General features: G+C 58.7%; 12 protein-coding genes and 1 pseudogene. 8 read left to right on the top strand and 5 right to left on the bottom strand.

Features of this window, described 5'->3' with window-relative positions:
- Positions 1–47: 47 nt before the first annotated feature.
- On the bottom strand, positions 48–1,148 hold the full coding sequence (gene chaA, locus ACMYSK_RS04005; protein WP_434640409.1) for a sodium-potassium/proton antiporter ChaA: 1,101 nt from the start codon (positions 1,146–1,148) through the stop codon (positions 48–50).
- Positions 1,149–1,720: 572 nt separating this feature from the next.
- On the opposite strand from chaA, the gene ACMYSK_RS04010 reads away from it, so the two are divergent.
- Complete coding sequence (locus ACMYSK_RS04010; protein ID WP_434640411.1) at positions 1,721–2,401, top strand: gamma-glutamylcyclotransferase; 681 nt, start codon at positions 1,721–1,723, stop codon at positions 2,399–2,401.
- A 31-nt stretch (positions 2,402–2,432) separates the two neighbouring features.
- Here the strand turns inward: ACMYSK_RS04010 and ACMYSK_RS04015 are convergent, their stop codons facing one another.
- Together ACMYSK_RS04015 and ACMYSK_RS04020 are read right to left on the bottom strand one after the other, a co-directional pair.
- Positions 2,433–2,675 (bottom strand): DUF1883 domain-containing protein, encoded by a 243-nt coding sequence (locus ACMYSK_RS04015; RefSeq protein ID WP_004863495.1) that lies wholly within the window; start codon positions 2,673–2,675, stop codon positions 2,433–2,435.
- Between the two features lie 240 nt (positions 2,676–2,915).
- Entirely contained in the window at positions 2,916–3,269 is a 354-nt protein-coding gene (locus ACMYSK_RS04020) for a DsrE/DsrF/TusD sulfur relay family protein (protein WP_434640413.1), read from the bottom strand.
- 79 nt (positions 3,270–3,348) lie between these two features.
- On the opposite strand from ACMYSK_RS04020, the gene nasR reads away from it, so the two are divergent.
- The 7 genes and pseudogenes from nasR to ACMYSK_RS04055 all read left to right on the top strand — a co-directional run bounded on the left by nasR (position 3,349) and on the right by ACMYSK_RS04055 (position 15,884).
- Positions 3,349–4,545, top strand: coding sequence for a nitrate regulatory protein NasR (gene nasR / locus ACMYSK_RS04025; protein ID WP_434640415.1), 1,197 nt, complete (start codon positions 3,349–3,351; stop codon positions 4,543–4,545).
- A 245-nt stretch (positions 4,546–4,790) separates the two neighbouring features.
- The gene (locus ACMYSK_RS04030) at positions 4,791–6,047 is read left to right on the top strand and encodes an ABC transporter substrate-binding protein (protein ID WP_434640416.1); all 1,257 of its coding nucleotides are present in this window, start codon (positions 4,791–4,793) and stop codon (positions 6,045–6,047) included.
- A 1-nt stretch (position 6,048) separates the two neighbouring features.
- A complete protein-coding gene (gene ntrB / locus ACMYSK_RS04035) occupies positions 6,049–6,933 on the top strand; it encodes a nitrate ABC transporter permease (RefSeq protein WP_434640418.1) in 885 nt (294 codons plus the stop codon).
- Positions 6,934–6,943: 10 nt separating this feature from the next.
- A complete protein-coding gene (locus tag ACMYSK_RS04040; RefSeq protein WP_434640420.1) occupies positions 6,944–7,732 on the top strand; it encodes an ABC transporter ATP-binding protein in 789 nt (262 codons plus the stop codon).
- 9 nt (positions 7,733–7,741) lie between these two features.
- Positions 7,742–11,803: a nitrite reductase large subunit NirB gene (nirB, locus tag ACMYSK_RS04045; RefSeq protein ID WP_434640422.1), complete on the top strand. Its 4,062-nt coding sequence runs from the start codon at positions 7,742–7,744 to the stop codon at positions 11,801–11,803.
- Positions 11,803–14,403, top strand: a pseudogene (locus ACMYSK_RS04050) (nitrate reductase). The gene nirB and the pseudogene ACMYSK_RS04050 overlap by 1 nt, the downstream one beginning before the upstream one ends.
- Positions 14,404–14,507: 104 nt before the next feature.
- Positions 14,508–15,884 carry a YchO/YchP family invasin gene (locus tag ACMYSK_RS04055; protein WP_434640424.1) on the top strand — a complete coding sequence of 459 codons (1,377 nt, stop codon included), beginning with the start codon at positions 14,508–14,510 and terminating at the stop codon, positions 15,882–15,884.
- On the opposite strand, the gene narL is transcribed toward ACMYSK_RS04055, so the two are convergent.
- Together narL and narX are read right to left on the bottom strand one after the other, a co-directional pair.
- Positions 15,881–16,531: a two-component system response regulator NarL gene (gene narL, locus ACMYSK_RS04060; RefSeq protein WP_434640426.1), complete on the bottom strand. Its 651-nt coding sequence runs from the start codon at positions 16,529–16,531 to the stop codon at positions 15,881–15,883. The genes ACMYSK_RS04055 and narL overlap by 4 nt on opposite strands.
- 10 nt (positions 16,532–16,541) lie before the next feature.
- Entirely contained in the window at positions 16,542–18,320 is a 1,779-nt protein-coding gene (gene narX / locus ACMYSK_RS04065) for a nitrate/nitrite two-component system sensor histidine kinase NarX (RefSeq protein WP_434640427.1), read from the bottom strand.
- Positions 18,321–18,587 lie beyond the last annotated feature (267 nt).

An 18,587-nucleotide genomic window follows, 5' to 3' on the forward strand; every position in this document is an offset into this window, starting at 1 on the left:
AGGCTTTTTTTATGGTCCGGTCAACCGCAGGTCACCGGGGAAAACTATCAGGCAAAAATAGTCATCAAATAGGCGGCAAAGAGTGCCAGGTGCGCGGCACCGTTAAGGACATTGGTCCGGCCGGTGGAGAAGGAGATATGACACAGCACCAGCGAAGCGACCATGACGATCATCTCCGGTGCACCAAGGCCAAAATGCAGCTCGTTGCCGGTTAAGAAGGCGATTAAGGTCACCACCGGGACGGTCAGCGAGATGGTTGCCAGCACTGAACCAAAGAACAGATTCATCGCACGCTGGACCTGATTACTCAGCACCGCTTTCAGCGCACCGAGCCCTTCCGGTGAGAGGATCAGGAGCGCTACCAGGAAGCCAGTAAAGGCCACCGGCGCGTTCATGCTGGTCAGTAGCGTCTCAAGCGGGCTGGCGTTCATCTTCGTGACCGCAATCACCGCCACCAGGTGAACTAACAGCCATGCGGTATGCCAGGCGCTGCTGTGTGCAGACGGCTTGCCGTGATGCGGGTTATCATCATCGCTGTCATCTTCATGCTCATAAATAAACAGGCTCTGGTGCGTTTTGGTCTGAATTAACAGAAATACGCCGTACATCGCGGCGGAAATCAGTGCCACCAGCAGGGCCTGACCGGTACTGAAATTCGCACCCGGCAGCGCCATCGGGAAGACCAGTACAATAATCGCCAGCGGGAACAGGGCGATAAGATACTGCTTGATGCCAAACAAATTCATGTACTGGGTGGCGAATTTACGCCCGCCCAGCAGCAGAGAAAAGCCGACCAGACCGCCGGTGACGATCATAATGATCGAATAGAGGGTATCGCGCATCAGCGTGGGGGCCGCATCGCCGGTCGCCATGAGCGCAGAAATCAGGCTGACTTCGAGAATGACCACCGAAAGACTTAAAATTAACGAACCGTACGGCTCACCAAGGCGGTGCGCCAGTACGTCTGCGTGGCGTACAACGCTGAATGCGCTACACAGAATACCGATTAAGGCCAGAATATTAATGCCAATGACCGCTGGCAGCGATTGACTACTTCCGAAGAAGATAAGCACCGCCAGCGCCAGAATCGGGAAAACAAGCGATGTCTCCTTGTGGCGGGTCTTCACCGCCTCATGTACATGCGTCATGAACCATCTCCATTTTATGCAGGTGTTATAATTATAGATAACGTAAGTTGATAAAATAACAGAGAATACCGAGTGTGAAATGAATTTTTACTTAAATTTACGGCTATTAATGATAAATATCCTTAGATAGTTATAACTTATGATTATTGCAGTTTTATGTTTATTGTTCATATGCTTACTGAAATTAATTATCAATTATACCTCGCTGTATATCCCGCACATTGCTGTTAAAGACAGGGTTTTTTGTTGTAAACCGCAGGTGAATATCTCGGATGCCGGTAAATCGGGCTTAGCCGGACGGATACCCGTATTCAGCCAGTGATGGTGCAGCCGAACTGCCCTGTAAGCCTTACGCCACGCCTGTCAGTACAAAAAATGCCGAACAAAAATACGGTACTGAACCATGCCAGACGAAGACCTTATTGACCCGGCTGCCGCATCTGCTACTGCCCGGCTTGTCAGCGTGTCGTTCATTGCTTATTGTCGATTAAAGCTGGATAATAATTCGGCAATATTTCAAGGATGCCATCAGATAATCGCCGGGAAGCGGGCAGTGGCGGAGGTAGTAGACAGTGTTAACACGTGATTTCTTAATCAATGCGGATTGTAAGACGGCGTTTGGTGCTATTGAGGAATCGCTACTCTGGTCGGCAGAGCAACGGGCAGCTTCCCTGGCGGCAACGCTGGCCTGTCGTCCTGATGCCGGCTCGGTGTGGATTTTTGGCTATGGTTCGCTTATGTGGAATCCGGCCCTTGAATATCGCGAATCCTGCACCGGTACGCTGCCGGGATGGCATCGTGCCTTCTGCCTGCGGTTGACTGCCGGGCGAGGCAGCGCCTGTCAGCCGGGGCGCATGCTGGCCTTGAAAGAGGGTGGGCGTACCACCGGCGTAGCCTATCGACTCCCCGACGAGACGCTGGCAGATGAACTGACGCTGCTGTGGAAGCGGGAGATGATCACCGGCTGCTATATGCCGACCTGGTGCAAGCTGGCGCTCGATGACGGGCGGACGGTGAATGCCCTGGTGTTCATTATGGATCCCCGGCATCCCCTTTTTGAGCCGGACACTCGCGCTCAGGTCATTGCGCCGCTTATCGCCAAAGCCAGCGGGCCGCTCGGCACGAATGCTCAGTACCTGTTCTCGCTGGATCAGGAGCTGCGCAAGCTCGGCATGCACGATGACTGCCTTGACGATCTTGTCGGGAAGGTGCGGACGTTGCTCGGAGAAAGCAGCCAGCCGGGGCTGGCCTGAGGCATGCCCGGGGTGACCCGGGCAAGTTTTATCAGGCGGGAACGTAGCTGATGGAGTGCTCCAGTGACTGGCTGTGGCTGTCGATCAGTACGTTCCAGGTGCCGTTATAGGGCACGGTCAGGTACGCGCTGTCGCGATCCTGCACGCTCAGAATATCCGCATGACTGTCACCGGCAGCCTTCGCGCTCATCAGGTGAATATGGCAGCGTTCAGAACAGCGAACCACCAGCGTATCACCACCAAACAACATCAAACTTGCTTTAACCATCGCCATTTACATACCCCGTTGTTATCTGTCTACAGCATCCTGCCTGCTCAATCCCGCGCGTGATATTGTTCACACTTTACTCATGGCATAACACCAAATGGGAAGCGGACGAATGCTGATTTTGATCAACAAAATGGATAAAGATTAAACAAAAATGATGTTGTGCCTGAAAGCATTCAGCTGACTTACCTTTTCCGTTAATAAACGATGCTTGCGTGATATTTAATCCCGCCAGAAGGGGTTTCTTCAGAAGGTCAGGACTTTATCGGCCGCCAGGGTCCACTGCGCCAGCTCCACCAGGGTGCCAATCTCCACGCCGTCAATCAGCGGTAGCGGGGTGATACCGCGCCCATCGGTGCAGGTTTTGCACAATTTCACCGGTACATTCTGCGCGGTGAGGATCTCCAGCATTTGCTGAATGTTATAACCTTCCGCCGGTTTCTGCCCGCGCAGGCCAGCCGTCACTGCATCGGACATTAAAAATAGCTTCAGATCGAGTTCGGACTGCTGCTCACGCAGGGCTATCGCCAGGCGCAGGCTATTGAACAGCGATTCGCTACCGTAGGCAGCGCCGTTGGCGACAATCACAATACTTTGCATAGGGACTCCTTGGTATAAGGCACGGTTATTGCTAGCTAAAGCGTAAAGCGAAGTATAAAGCGTTAACCCGGGAGGGGGTATGAATAATACGGCTGGCATTGTGCCGGAAGCTAACAGGTGGTTTCACCGCGCGCGGCAGCTGCAAAAAGAGCAGCTACGCCAGCTGACGCAGCAGGGTACGCTGGCAAGCCGGATAAGCGCGCTGGTGCACATGCTCCAGTGCGAACGCGGGGCGTCCAACATCTGGCTGTGCTCCGGCGGTCGACTCTATGCTGCTGAGTGTCGTGCGGGCTCGGCGCTGGTGAACGAACAGCTTCTCGCCTTTCGCGAGGCGCTTGAACCGGTGCGGGAGTGCGCCAGCAGCGCGCTGTGCTGGCGAATTGCCAGCGCGGTCTGGTACCTGGAGCAGATTCGGGCGCTGCGTGACGCCGTGCGTAGCCGCACGATCGTCGCCGAAGAGGCAACAAGCCAGTTTAGCCGCATTATCCGCCACTTATTGAACATTGTGCCGCAGCTTAATGACAGTATTGACGATCCGCAAATTGCCGGGCGCATGGTGGCGCTCTACAGCTTTATGCAGGGAAAAGAGCTGGTGGGGCAGGAGCGTGCGCTGGGAGCATCCGGTTTTGCCCGCGGGCAGTTTAGCGACGAACTCCGTCAGCTGTTGGTGGACAGAATTGATGGCCAGCAGCCCTGTTTTGACAGTTTTCAGGCGCTGGCTGATGAGCCGCAGTCGACGCTGTTTCTGACACAGTGCCAGGCCAGCCTGGAAATAGAGCAGCTACGGCGGATTGCCTGTACCCGCCAGCCTTCGGCGGATGAGGGGGAGACGGCGCTACGCTGGTTTTGCGCTCAGACCCAGCGCCTGGAGCAGATGCGGGGTCTGGAAGAGCGGTTGATCGACGATCTGTTGAACGTCGCCGACAGACTGCGCGACGGCGAAGAGCCAGCAACGCTGCCGGCCAACTGGGCGGAAGATGACGGTGGGGATGACATCGCGCGCCGTCTCGACAAACAGCTGTTGCCGCTGGTCCGTCGGCAGGCCTACGAACTACAGCAGCTCTCCGGCCAGCTAGCATCGTTAAAAGATACGCTCGAAGAGCGCAGGCTGATTGAAAAAGCGAAAAGCGTGTTGATGATTCATCAGGGGATGCAGGAAGAGCAGGCCTGGCAGACATTGCGAAAAATGGCGATGGATAAGAACCAGAGGATGGTGGAAATCGCCCGCGCCCTGCTGACGGTAAAGGCGCTGTGGTCGGTAACCCCAAAGGAGTAGATGCACAATCAGTGGGCATTTACTGCCAGTCGACGGTGCAAATCGGGGTGTGTTCCAGACAACAAGCGCGGTAAAAGCGCGTAACACGGCTCGTGGCAAACCTGGCATCCGCGTTGCATTAGATTATCCGAGTGAATAAAAGTTTTGGGCAACGGGCCAACGACGGTCGGTGTGTCCATGGATAAAGGCGTCCTGCAGTGCGTAAGCACTGCCGGGCGCTTTTTTTTGCGCGTTCTGGAGCGGGTATGGGCGATAAATTTTCGATTTCACGACGACGTTTTTTACAGGCGGGGGCCGCGCTGGGCAGCGCCATGTTACTGCCTGGCATGATGCAGGGCGCGTGGGCCGCGGGCTCCGATAAACCGGAGCAAACCACCGTCCGGGTGGGGTTTATTCCGCTGACGGACTGCGCGCCGATAGCCATCGCGTCATTGAACGGATTCGACAAGAAATATGGCATTACCCTGGTGCCTTCCAAAGAGGCCAGTTGGGCGGCGGTACGCGATAAGCTGGCCGCCGGTGAACTGGATGCGGCCCACATTCTCTACGGCCTGCTGTATGGCCTTGAGCTGGGGATCGCCAGTAAGCCCCAGTCGATGGCTAACCTGATGACCCTCAACCGCAATGGCCAGGCGATAACGCTCTCCAGCGACCTGCAGGAGAAAGGCGTGACAGACCTCGGCGGCTTGAAACGGCTCATCGGGCAAAGTGCACCGGGCAGTTACACCTTCGCCCACACCTTTCCCACCGGAACGCACGCGATGTGGCTCTATTACTGGCTGGCCAGCGGAGGTATCGATCCGTTTGAGGATGTGCGCACCGTGGTGGTGCCGCCGCCGCAAATGGTGATGAACATGCGCATCGGCAACATGATTGGTTTTTGCGTTGGTGAACCGTGGAACGCGCGGGCGATCAACGATCGCATCGGGTTTACCGCCGCCACCTCGCAGGCTATCTGGCCGGAACACCCGGAAAAAATCCTCGGTACCCGCAGCGAATGGGTTGACCGTAACCCGAATACCGCCCGTGCGCTGGTCGCGGCGATTCTGGAGGCCTCACGCTGGATTGAGGCGTCGGAAGAGAACACGCGCGAGACGGCGCGTATTCTGGCGAAGCGCGCCTGGCTGAACACTAAAGAGCAGTATCTCACCGGACGGATGCTCGGGGAGTACGACAACGGGCTGGGTCGCCGCTGGCAGGATGCCCATCCGATTCGCTTCTACGACCAGGGGGAGGTGAGCTTCCCGTGGCTCTCGGACGGGATGTGGTTTTTAACCCAGTTCCGCCGTTGGGGATTATTAAAAACCGCTCCGGATTACCACGCGGTGGCCCGGCGCATCAATCGCATTGATGTCTGGAAAGAGGCGGCGCAGGCGGTGGGCGGGGTCCCTACGCCGACGGCGATGATGCGTAGCAGCACATTGATGGACGGTACGGTCTGGACGGGGGCCGATCCGGAAGGCTACGCCCGCGGCTTCGCGATTCAACGTAAGGGGGCATGAAATGAAACACGCGCACAGTACGCAACCTGCTATTTCCACAGAGAAAACGCCGGGTGAAGTGATTACCCTGCCGCCGGTACAGGTCCGGCGGACCACGCCGCCGCTCACACGCTGGCTACGCGAAACCGTTCAGCGACTTTTGCCACCGTTGCTGGGGCTGGGATTGTTGCTGCTCTGCTGGCAACTGGCGGCGATGAAGAGTAAAGGCTTTCCGACGCCGCTGAGTACGCTGGATTCCGCGCTGACCCTGTTTGCCGAACCGTTCTATCAGGACGGGCCGAACGACATGGGGATCGGCTGGAACGTACTGGCGTCGCTACAGAGGGTGGCGGTGGGGTTTGGCCTTGCGGCGCTGGTAGGCATTCCGCTGGGCTTTTTGATCGGCCGTTCGCTGTTCTTTGCCCGCATGTTTAATCCGCTGATTGCGCTGCTGCGTCCGGTCAGCCCGCTGGCGTGGCTACCTATCGGCCTGCTGCTGTTCCAGAAAGCGGAACCCGCCTCCAGCTGGACCATTTTTATCTGCTCGATCTGGCCGATGGTGATCAATACCGCCGAAGGGGTTCGCCGCATTCCGCAGGACTATCTCAACGTGGCCCGGGTTTTACAGCTTTCAGAGTGGACGGTGATGCGACGCATTTTGTTTCCTGCGGTACTGCCCGCGGTGCTGACCGGCGTGCGTCTCTCTATCGGCATTGCCTGGCTGGTGATCGTTGCCGCTGAAATGCTGACCGGCGGTCTCGGGATCGGTTTTTGGATCTGGAACGAATGGAACAACCTCAACGTGGAAAACATCATCATCGCTATCGTCATTATCGGCGTCGTCGGTTTACTGCTGGAGCAGGGACTGATGCTGATCGCCCGTCGCTTCAGCTGGCAGGAAAAATAGGGGAGTTGCTATGAAACCATTAATTCAGGTGCAGGCTGTCAGCCAGCGCTTCAACACCGCCAGCGGCGAGTTTCTGGCCCTGCAAAACATCTCTTTTGATATCTATGAAGGGGAGACCGTCAGCCTGATTGGTCACTCCGGCTGCGGGAAATCAACGCTACTTAACCTGATTGCCGGCATTACCTTACCCACGGAAGGCGGGCTGCTGTGTGATAACCGGGAAATTGCCGGTCCGGGACCCGAGCGCGCGGTGGTCTTTCAGAATCACTCCCTGCTGCCGTGGCTGACCTGCTTTGACAACGTGGCGCTGGCGGTCGATCAGGTTTTTCGCCGCACCATGAGTAAAGCCGAACGCAAGGCGTGGATCGAACACAGCCTTGAGCAGGTGCAGATGGGCCACGCGCGGCATAAGCGCCCGGGCGAAATCTCCGGCGGAATGAAACAGCGGGTGGGGATTGCCAGGGCGCTGGCGATGAAACCGAAAGTGCTGCTGCTGGACGAACCCTTTGGCGCGCTTGATGCCTTGACCCGTGCTCATCTGCAAGACGCGGTGATGCAAATTCAGCAGGCGCTGAATACCACCATCGTGATGATAACTCACGATGTCGATGAAGCGGTGCTGCTCTCCGATCGTGTGATGATGATGACCAACGGCCCGGCGGCGACGGTGGGTGAGATTCTTGCCATCGACCTGCCCCGGCCGCGCCACCGGGTTCAACTGGCGGACGACAGCCGCTATCACCATCTGCGACAGCAGATTCTGCACTTCCTCTACGAAAAGCAGCCGAAGGCGGCGTAGGGAGTGGCGATGAAGCGGCGACTGGTGATTATTGGAAACGGTATGGCGGCCACCCGGCTGGCGGAAACGCTGGTAGCCGGAGCGGGCGACAGATTTCAGATTGTGATTATCGGCGATGAACCGTATCAGGCCTATAACCGCATCCAGCTGTCACCGGTACTGGGCGGGGAAAAAACGCTGGCACAGACGCGGCTGCTGCCTGAGGAGTGGTATCGGCAGCATGGTGTGACGGTGCGTATCGATGAGGCGGTGCTGTCCGTCGATCCGCAGACCCGTACGCTTCGCACAACGCAGGTTGAGCTGCCCTGGGATGAGCTGATCTTCGCGACCGGTTCACAGGCTTTCGTCCCGCCGCTGCCCGGTGCAAATCTGCCGCATGTCTTCGCTTTTCGCACGATTGCCGACGTGGCCGCCATTCTGGCTACCGGTGGCCCGGCGGTGGTAATTGGCGGCGGGGTGCTCGGCGTTGAAGCCGCCGCCGCGCTACGGCGTCATGGTGACAACGTCACTTTACTGCATCGCGGTAGCTGGCTGATGGAGCAACAGACCGATGCTTTTGCTGGCCAGCAGCTACAGCACCAGCTGGCGGAGCGCGGTATCCAGTGCGTCACCGGCTGCGGAATTGCCGCCATTCGCGAACATGATGTGGTGCTGGAAGATGGCCGGACGTTTGCCGCCAGCCGCGTGGTGCTGGCGACCGGCGTACGCCCCAACATTCAGCTTGCTCAGCGTAGCGGCGTGGCCTGTCGTCGCGGCATTGTCGTTGACCGCCAGTTGGCCACCGCGCTGCCGGGGATTAGCGCCCTTGGCGAGTGCTGTGAAATTGACGGCCGGACGTGGGGACTGGTAGCCCCTTGTCTGCGTCAGGCTGAAGTGCTGGCCGGGCGGCTATGCGGCGCGCCGGAGGCAGATTTTCACTGGCAGGACGGCGGTACTCGCCTGAAGGTCACCGGTATCGAGCTCTTTAGCGCCGGTGAGCTGCTGGCCAGCGACCACGACGAACTTTGGACCAGCTGGGACCCCCTGGCCCGCCACTACCGCCGCCTGCTGGTTCGCGATGGCAGGCTACACGGCGTTTTACTGCTGGGCGACTGCGCAGCCGCGGCGTCGCTCACTACGCTACTGGGCACCTGTGCACCGACAGACTGGCTTTTCGACCCTTCTTCAACGCAGCCGCGCGCTGCAGGACAACTTCCTATGACAAAACCTGTTTTGGTGCTGGTCGGACACGGCATGGTCGGCCACCATTTTCTTGAGCAATGTGTCAGCCGTAATCTGCATCAACAGTTTCGGATCGTGGTGTTTGGCGAAGAACGCTACGCCGCTTACGATCGGGTGCATTTATCGGAATACTTTGCTGGCCGCAGCGCAGAATCGCTGTCGCTGGTGGAAGGCGATTTCTTCAGTCAGTACGGGATTGAACTGCGGCTGTCTGAACCGGTAGCGGCCATCGACCGCGAGGCGCGAGTGGTGCGCGATGCCAGTGGGCATGAAACTCACTGGGATAAGCTGGTGCTGGCGACCGGTTCATATCCTTTTGTCCCGCCGATGCCGGGCCACGATCAAGACGGCTGTTTTGTTTACCGCACGCTGGACGACCTCGACCGTATCGCCGCCAGCGCCAGGAGCGCAAAACGCGGAGTGGTGATTGGCGGTGGCCTGCTCGGGCTGGAAGCCGCCAACGCGCTTAAGCAGCTGGGGCTGGAAACCCACGTCGTTGAGTTTGCCCCGAACCTGATGGCGGTGCAGTTGGATAGCCCGGGGGCGGCGATGCTCCGGGAGAAAATCAGCGATATTGGCGTCGGGGTACATACCTGTAAGACGACGCAGAATATTGTGCGCCACGAGGACGGCCTGACGCTGAATTTTGCCGATGGTGAATCGCTCGCCACCGATATGGTGGTGTTTTCCGCCGGTATTCGCCCGCAGGATTCGCTGGCATGCGGTAGCGGACTGGCGGTTGGCGAGCGCGGTGGGATCGTTATTGATAATCAGTGCCGCACTTCCGACCCGGACGTACTGGCGATTGGTGAATGCGCTCTGTGGGATAACAAAATCTATGGCCTGGTGGCCCCAGGTTATCAGATGGCGAGAACGGCGGCGGCCGTCCTGACCGGTGAAGAGGCGAGCTTCAGCGGGGCGGATATGAGCACCAAACTGAAGCTGCTGGGTATTGATGTGGCCTCCTTCGGCGATGCGCACGGGCGGAGCCCCGGCAGCCAGAGCTACCAGTGGACGGATGGCCCGGCGCAAATCTACAAGAAAATTGTCGTCAGCCAGGATGGCAAAACGCTGCTGGGCGGTGTGCTGGTAGGCGATGCCAGCGATTACGCCACGCTCCTGCAAATGATGCTGAACGCAATGGCGCTCCCCGCGCACCCGGAAAGCCTGATCCTGCCTGCGCGGGAAGGGAGCGCGCCGAAAGCGCTGGGCGTGGCGGCGCTGCCGGACAGCGCACAGATCTGCTCGTGCCACAACGTCTCTAAAAGCGATATCTGCCAGGCGGTGAAGGCGGGGGCGAGCGATATCGCCGCGATAAAAAGCGGTACTAAAGCGGCGACGGGCTGCGGAGGGTGCAGCGCGCTGGTTAAACAGGTGTTGGAGTATCAACTCTCCGCGCAGGGCGTCGAGGTGAAAAAAGACATCTGCGAACACTTCCCGTGGTCGCGCCAGGAGATCTATCACCTCGTGCGCGTGAATCACATTCGCACCTTTGAACAACTGATTAGCCGTTACGGTCAGGGGCACGGCTGCGAAATCTGCAAGCCGCTGGTGGCATCGGTTCTGGCCTCTTGCTGGAATGAGTATCTGCTTAAACCGGCGCATTTACCGCTGCAGGATACCAATGACCGCTACTTCGCCAATATCCAGAAAGATGGGACCTATTCAGTGGTCCCGCGTATGGCGGCAGGCGAGGTGACGCCGGATGGGCTGATTGCCATCGGGCAGATTGCTAAACGCTATCGGCTGTACAGCAAAATTACAGGCGGCCAGCGTATCGATCTGTTTGGCGCGCGACTGGAAGAGCTGCCGGCTATCTGGCGCGAGCTGGCGGAGGCGGGTTTTGAAACCGGCCACGCCTATGGCAAGTCGCTGAGAACGGTAAAATCCTGTGTCGGCTCGACCTGGTGTCGCTATGGCGTCCAGGACTCGACGTCGCTGGCGGTCACGCTGGAGCATCGTTACAAAGGGCTGCGCGCGCCGCACAAAATCAAAATGGCGGTCTCTGGCTGTACCCGCGAATGCGCCGAGGCGCAGGGGAAAGATATCGGCGTGATTGCCACGGAAAAAGGCTGGAATCTCTACGTCTGCGGTAACGGCGGCATGAAGCCGCGGCATGCAGACCTGTTTGCCAGTGATATCGACGACGCGACGCTGATCCGCACGGTTGACCGCTTGCTGATGTTCTACATTCGCACCGCCGACCGATTGCAGCGCACCAGTACCTGGATGGATAACCTTGAAGGGGGGATAGACTACCTGCGCGAAGTGATTCTTAACGACAGCCTGGGAATCGGCGACGAGCTGGAGCAGGAGATGGCACGGGTGGTGGCGAGCTACCAGTGCGAATGGCAGACCACCCTGAACGACCCGCAGCGGCTGGCGCTGTTCCGTTCTTTTGTGAACAGCGAGCGGCCAGATGATGCCGTGCAGCGGCAAACGTTACGCGGTCAGCCGCAGCCGGTCGCGGCACCGGTTCGCGACGAAGGAAACGTATCGACTCGCCCGTGGCAGGCCATTTGCGACCTTGAGGCGATTCCCGCCCAGGCCGGTATCGGCGCGCGCCTGGGCGAACGTCAGATCGCGCTGTTTCGGTTTGGCGAGCAGGTTTATGCCCTCGATAACCTGGAGCCAGGTAGCGACGCCAACGTCCTTGCGCGCGGCATCCTGGGCGATGCCAGCGGGGAGCCGATCGTGATTTCGCCGCTGTATAAACAGCGTATTCGCTTGCGCGATGGGCGCCCCAGCGAAGGCGGCGACCCGGTGGTACGAGCCTGGCCGGTGAAGGTAGAAAACGGCACGGTGTGGGTAGGGAATCAGGTTCTTCTGGCGCGCGCGGAGGCTTCCTGATGGATGAAATCCGAACCACGTGTCCCTATTGTGGCGTGGGATGCGGTGTCCTGGCGCGGGTGACGGAAAATGGTCAGGTCAGCGTACGCGGCGATGAGCAGCATCCGGCAAACCTGGGGCGTCTGTGCGTCAAAGGCGCGGCGCTCGGGGAAACCACCGGTCTGGAGGGACGGATGCTGAGGCCTGAGCTGGATGGTGAGCCCGTCGACTGGCCGCAGGCGCTGACGGCTGCCGGAACCCGGCTGGAGGCCATCATCGCGCAACACGGACCGCAGGCGGTGGCCTTTTATGCCTCCGGTCAGCTGCTCACCGAGGACTATTACGCGGCGAATAAACTGATGAAGGGGTTTATCGGCGCGGCCAATATCGATACCAATTCGCGACTCTGTATGTCCTCGGCGGTGACCGGATATAAGCGCGCCTTCGGCGCTGACGTAGTGCCGTGCAGCTACGAAGATGTGGAAAACAGCGATCTGGTCGTGCTGGTGGGGTCAAACGCCGCCTGGGCACATCCGGTACTTTATCAGCGGCTGGTCCAGGCGAAACGCGATAATCCCCGGATGAAAGTGGTGGTTATCGACCCGCGGCGAACCGCCACCTGCGATATTGCCGATAGCCACCTCGCACTTGCTCCCGGCAGCGATGGCGGGCTGTTTGTCGGCTTGCTGAAGGCGCTTGCCGATGCCGGTGCGCTGACGGGCGATTTTCGCGATTGCTCGCAGGCGCTGGCGGCTGCCGCAGGCTGGGATACGATGCAAGTTGCCGGGTTCTGCGGGCTGGAGGTTCAGCAGGTCGCTGAGTTCTATCGTGACTTTATCGCCGCGCCGCGGGCAATAACGCTTTACACCATGGGGATCAATCAGTCGGCCAGCGGCAGCGACAAGTGCAACGCCATCATTAACGTTCATTTGGCCAGCGGGAAATTCGGGCGTGTGGGCTGCGGCCCGTTTTCGCTGACTGGCCAGCCAAATGCGATGGGGGGCCGAGAAGTGGGGGGCCTGGCAACGATGCTGGCATCCCATATGAATTTTGAACCACAGGATTTGCACCGACTGGCGCGTTTTTGGGGCACTGAACGTCTGGCGCAGACGCCGGGGCTGACGGCGGTGGAGCTGTTTGCCGCGATCGGCCGCGGTGAGGTGAAGGCGGTGTGGATTATGGGCACCAACCCGGTGGTATCGTTACCCGACAGTCATGCCGTGAGCCAGGCGCTGGCCGCGTGTCCGCTGGTTATCGTCTCCGATGTGAGCGCCAGGACGGATACCGCGGACTTCGCACATATTCGGTTTCCGGCGCTGGCGTGAGGGGAAAAAAACGGCACCGTCACCAACTCAGAACGGCGGATTTCCCGTCAGCGCAGCTTTCTGCCGCCGCCAGGGAAAGCCCGGGCCGACTGGTGGATAATCGCTCGCGTGGCTGAACGGCTCGGCTTTGGTGCGGCATTTGCCTGGCGCCATCCGCATGACGTTTTCAGCGAACATGCTGCACTTTCTGGTTTTGAAAATAACGGCCAGCGGGCATTTGATATCGGTGGGCTGGCGGATCTCAGCCGCGAGGCCTGGGATAACCTGGCACCGGTGCGCTGGCCGGTCAGCCGCACCGGTGCCGGACTTGATTTGCAGCAGGGCTGGCACGGCGATGGCAAATTGCGCATGGTGCCGGTAACGCCTCAGGCCACGCGCGCGATAACCGACGCCTTTTATCCGCTGATCCTCAATAGCGGTCGCATTCGCGATCAGTGGCACACCATGACCCGCACGGGTTCCGTGCCACGCCTGATGCAGCATATTGCCGAACCGATAGTTGAGGTCGCGCCAGAAGATGCCAGCCGCCTGCACCTGCACGATGGGGGGCTGGCGCGAATCTGGTCGCGCAGCGGCGTGATGGTGGCGAAAACGGTGGTCAGTCGCGGGCAGCGTCGGGGGGCGTTGTTCGTACCGATGCACTGGAACAATCAGTTTGCCCGCCAGGGAAGGGTGAACAACCTGCTGTCGGCGGTGACGGATCCCTGGTCCGGTCAGCCGGAAAGTAAGCAGGTGGCGGTGGCGATTGCGCCCTGGCGCCCCGCCTGGCACGGTGAACTGTTTTGTCGTCAGCCGGTTGCGCTGCCGACATCGGTCCACTGGCGCCGTCGGGCGGCCCTGGAGGTGAATCATTTCTCTTTAGCCGGAGAGCACGCTCCGCAAGGGTGGCTGACCGACTGGTGTCAACGGCAGGGATGGCAGATGCACATTGCCCACGCCGGGGCAGTCTGGAATCTGCTGGCCTGGCACGAGGGAAGGCTGATGCTGGGCTGGTGGAGCGACGCCTGTGAACCGACCCTCGACGCAGGGTGGATAGTCAGCGCGTTTCACTCTGCTCCGGACACGCCATCGCAGCGGCACGCGCTGCTTGGCGGTAAAAAAAGCGGTGAGACGGCCCCTTCCGGGCGGATCGTATGCAGCTGCTTTAGTATTGGCGAACGCGCTATTCTTGCGGCCATCACCAACGGCTGTCGCACGGCCAGTGAGCTGGGTAAGGTGTTGAAATGCGGCACTAACTGCGGCTCCTGTATTCCCGAGCTCAAGGCGCTGTTGGCCGAGGTGGAGACGCAAGTATAACGTTCGGGATATTCCTGGAATTGCCCTCGGGGCTGCGGGGGAGGGCAAAAAACGGTAAACTTAGCGACTGTTGCCATCCTTCGTGAGCCAATATCATCCATTCAATGTCTTTGTCGTACCGCGTGACCCCACTCCTTCCGATACTCTTGCTACTGGCAGGTGTTCCCGCTCGTGCCCTACAGGGGAGCACGGCGTTCAGTGATAAACAGGCGGCGCTGCCGGATCTGGGCATTGCCCCGCAGGTTGAAGATGATGCCCGGCATTTCGCTGAAGTGGCTAAGAAATTTGGTGAGGCCAGCATGAGCGATAATGGGCTGACTGCCGGTGAACAGGCGCGAATGCTGGCCATTGGCAGGCTTGGTAACGAGGTGAGCCATCAGCTGGAAAACTGGCTATCGCCGTGGGGGAACGCCAATGTCGATTTGCGGGTGGATAAAGAAGGCAACTTCACCGGCAGTCAGGGCAGCTGGTTTGTCCCATTGCAGGATAACGGAGACTACCTGACCTGGAACCAGTATTCGGTGACTCAGCGGGAAGACGATCTGGTAGGAAATATCGGCCTGGGGCAGCGCTGGAGAATGGGCACCTGGCTACTTGGCTACAACTCGTTCTACGACAAAGTGCTGGGGGAGAATCTGGCGCGAGGCAGCCTCGGTGCCGAAGCCTGGGGCGAGTATTTACGCCTGTCGGCCAACTATTACCATCCCGTTGGAAGCTGGCAGCGCGGGGAAAGTCTGGTGCAGGAACAGCGAATGGCGAGCGGGTATGACGTGACCGCCCAGGCACGGCTCCCGTTCTATCAGCATATTAATACCAGCGTTAGCGTCGAACAGTATTTTGGTGATAGCGTCGATTTGTTCCATTCCGGTACCGGCTATCATAATCCGGTGGCGGTCTCGGTGGGGCTGAACTATACGCCCATACCGTTAGTGACCATGACGGCAAAACACAAGCAGGGCGAGAGCGGGCTTAGTCAGAATAACGTCGGTTTGAATTTGAATTACCGCTTCGGCGTGCCGCTTAAACAGCAGCTGGCGGCCGATGAGGTGGCGATCAGCCGCTCTTTACGCGGGAGCCGCTATGACAGTCCTGAGCGTGATAATTTGCCGGTGGTCGAGTATCGTCAACGCAAATCGCTGTCGGTTTACCTGGCGACGCCGCCGTGGGATTTACAGCCGGGAGAGACGGTACAGCTGAAGCTACAGATTCGTAGCCTGCATGGGATAAAGTCGCTGAAGTGGCAAGGCGATACGCAGCTACTGAGCTTAACGTCTCCCGTGGATGCCAGTAACCCGAACGGCTGGAGCGTGATCCTGCCGGCATGGAGCAGCGAGCCGGGGGCGACCAACCTGTGGCATCTGTCGGTGGTGGTGGAAGATAAAACGGGTCAGCGCGTTTCATCCAATGAGATCGCGCTGGCGCTGACCGAGCCGCTGGTCAAGTTCTCGGCCGACGGCGTTACCTGGCGGGATATGCCTTAGAAAATCCGCTCCTGATGTACCCATACCGCCGCTTCAACACGGGATTTCAGCTTCATTTTCTTCAGCATATGCTTAACGTGTACCTTCACGGTACTTTCGGTTATCTCCAGACGCCGGGCGATCATTTTGTTCGGCAGCCCCTGGGCAATCAGCTTGAGGATATCGCGCTCGCGCGGCGTCAGCTGGCTGATATCGCGATCTGAAGTGGCGCGGTTGGCGCGCAGGCTGGCCGCCAGCACCGGCGTAAGCGCTTCGCTGAGAACCATCTCGCCCGCCGCGGCCTGCTGGAGCGCTTTTAACAGATCTTCCGGTTCCATATCTTTCAGCAGGTAACCGTCGGCGCCACGTTTCAGGGCGGTGACCACATCTTCTTCGTGGTTAGACACGCTGAATACCACCACCCGACCGGAAAGCGATTTTTCACGCAGCTTATCGAGGGTTTCCAGACCATTCATACCCGGCATGTTGAGATCCAGCAGGATCAGGTCGGGATCCAGCGTCTCCGCCAGCGCAATACCTTGTTCCCCGTTGCTAGCCTCGCCAATGACCTGAATATCGCTGGCCATGCTCACGAGTTGTTTCACGCCGGTGCGTAGCATCGGATGATCGTCAATGAGAAGGATGGTTGCCCGTTCCTGTTGACTCATAAGGTTCTCCTTATTGGATTGATATCGATTTTTCCGGGATAAAGGTGACGACGACTTCGGTACCGCCGTTTTCCCGGCGACGCACCTGACAGTCTCCGCGCAAACTCTGAGCGCGATCCCGCATAATAATTAAGCCGTAATGGTTGCTTCGTTCCGCATGATCGGGCACGCCGCGGCCGTTGTCCGCAACCACCATACGTACCTGGTTATCCCGCTGCGAGACGGTCACGGTCACTTCCGTTGCCTGCGCGTGTTTCAGCGCATTACTCAGCGCTTCACGCGCGATTTGCAGGACGTGGATCGCCTGATGTGAAGGGACAAAGCGCGGCGGTAGCTGATAATCAAGCTGTACCGTAAAGCCGAAATGTCCGCTGTATTCCTGGCAACTGGCCTCCAGCGCCGGGCGCAGGCCCGCTTCGGTTAATTGTAGTCGGAAGGTCGTCAGGAGTTCACGCAGCTGTGCCCACGATGTATTTAACTCATTGCGAATCTGGCCCAGTAGCTGGCGGCTCTCTTCCGGCAGGTTTTCGCCCTGCATTTGTAAACAGCTGACCTGCATTTTCATACAGGAGAGCGACTGAGCGATGGAGTCATGCAGCTCGCGGGCAATGGTGGCACGCTCCTCCATTACAATAAGCTGCTGCTGATGCTCCTGGTGCCTGTCGAGTGCGAGCGTGGAGGTGAGCTGTTCGACCAGGGTATCAACCAGCTGCTGCTGATCGTGGCTCAGGTGACGTCCTGCCGGCAGCGTGGCCAGCAGGATCCCATACTGGTTATGGGCGTCGGACAGCCGCCATTTCAGCGTCGCGCCGGTGTCCGGCAGCTGCGGCAGGTCCCGCGGGCATAAATAGCAGCCTTTATCATCGCACTGTATATCCGAGTGGCAGACGAATTCCTGATGATTGTCCTCATCTTCGAAGTCATACACGCGCACTTCAATATCGCGCAGCAGCGTCAGCCCTTGCAGACCGTTGAGCACCGGCGAAATGCGTTCACAAAGGGGAGCGCTGGAGTGCAGGCGGCGGTTGGCCTGCCATAAAAAGGCGAGGATTTCGTTTTTCTGCTCCAGCCCGGCGGTTTTTTCCTGCACCCGCCGTTCGAGTACTGAATAGCTTTCCGCCAGCTCTCTGGACATGTTGTTGAGCGCCATCCCGAGGCTGGCCATCTCATTGCGACCGCTGATATGGACCCGCTGGGTAAAGTCACGGTGGCTGACTGCCCGGGCCATCGCCAGCAGCTGTTTCCACGGCCGCAGCAGCCGCGCCCGCAGCCAGACAATGGTAAACAGGAACAGTAGCGCCATGCCGAGGGCCATCACCCGCTGCATCCAGACGACGTAGCGGATGCGCTGTTCGGTGGTGTGGTCAAAGGAGGTCACCAGGTGGTCTATCCGATCGACAAAGCTGGCGACGTCCGTGGCAACGGTGGCCTGATTCTGCGCGTGCTTCATTCCCGGCGCCAGCTCCAGCTGCCAGTACTGCTGAAGCGCCTTAAGCTGGCTATCCTGACCGTCTCTGAGGGCGGCATCCCGCAGTTCTTCGCTAAAGACGGTGGCATTCATTTCGTCGAGCAGTTTGCGATCGCCTTCGTTCAGCGGCACTGCCGCCAGCAGACGATAGCTCTGCATTCTCAGCGAACCGGCTTTATTGATTGCGTGCGCGCTGCCTTGTACGCCGTGGACCAGTCGGGCGGATATACCGATTCCTGCGACGCCAATCGCCGTCGATAGCAGCACGATTAACGCCAGTTGATTCACTAACGTAAGCGGGGTAAAAAGACGTTTTAACATAGAGTGCGTGGCTCCTGACCGGCAAACCATCCGGGAGTGGCGACTATTCTCGGATATCCCATGGAGTATACCCATACCCATAAGGGATTACCCCTTAATTGTCGGTGGTGGGTAGGTTTACGGGAGGCGATCGCTGAAACTCGGCAGCCATGTGAAAAACCACACTTTTTTTAACGAGAATGACTACTCACTTTGGGTGATGATTTTTTTTTAAGCAATTTGATGACAACTTTTCCTTTGATTTATATCAACTTACCGCCCTCTGTA

It is taken from the genome of Klebsiella sp. I138, from assembly GCF_051131765.1.
In the GTDB taxonomy this organism is placed as follows: Bacteria; Pseudomonadota; Gammaproteobacteria; order Enterobacterales; family Enterobacteriaceae; genus Klebsiella.

Coding starts and splice junctions, on each gene's coding strand:
- narL (WP_434640426.1), bottom strand. CDS start 16,531: ATGAGTCAACAGGAACGGGCAACCATCCTTCTCATTGACGATCATCCG.
- narX (WP_434640427.1), bottom strand. CDS start 18,320: ATGTTAAAACGTCTTTTTACCCCGCTTACGTTAGTGAATCAACTGGCG.
- ACMYSK_RS04015 (WP_004863495.1), bottom strand. CDS start 2,675: ATGGCGATGGTTAAAGCAAGTTTGATGTTGTTTGGTGGTGATACGCTG.
- chaA (WP_434640409.1), bottom strand. CDS start 1,148: ATGACGCATGTACATGAGGCGGTGAAGACCCGCCACAAGGAGACATCG.
- ACMYSK_RS04040 (WP_434640420.1), top strand. CDS start 6,944: ATGAAACCATTAATTCAGGTGCAGGCTGTCAGCCAGCGCTTCAACACC.
- ACMYSK_RS04030 (WP_434640416.1), top strand. CDS start 4,791: ATGGGCGATAAATTTTCGATTTCACGACGACGTTTTTTACAGGCGGGG.
- ntrB (WP_434640418.1), top strand. CDS start 6,049: ATGAAACACGCGCACAGTACGCAACCTGCTATTTCCACAGAGAAAACG.
- ACMYSK_RS04055 (WP_434640424.1), top strand. CDS start 14,508: ATGTCTTTGTCGTACCGCGTGACCCCACTCCTTCCGATACTCTTGCTA.
- nasR (WP_434640415.1), top strand. CDS start 3,349: ATGAATAATACGGCTGGCATTGTGCCGGAAGCTAACAGGTGGTTTCAC.
- ACMYSK_RS04020 (WP_434640413.1), bottom strand. CDS start 3,269: ATGCAAAGTATTGTGATTGTCGCCAACGGCGCTGCCTACGGTAGCGAA.
- nirB (WP_434640422.1), top strand. CDS start 7,742: ATGAAGCGGCGACTGGTGATTATTGGAAACGGTATGGCGGCCACCCGG.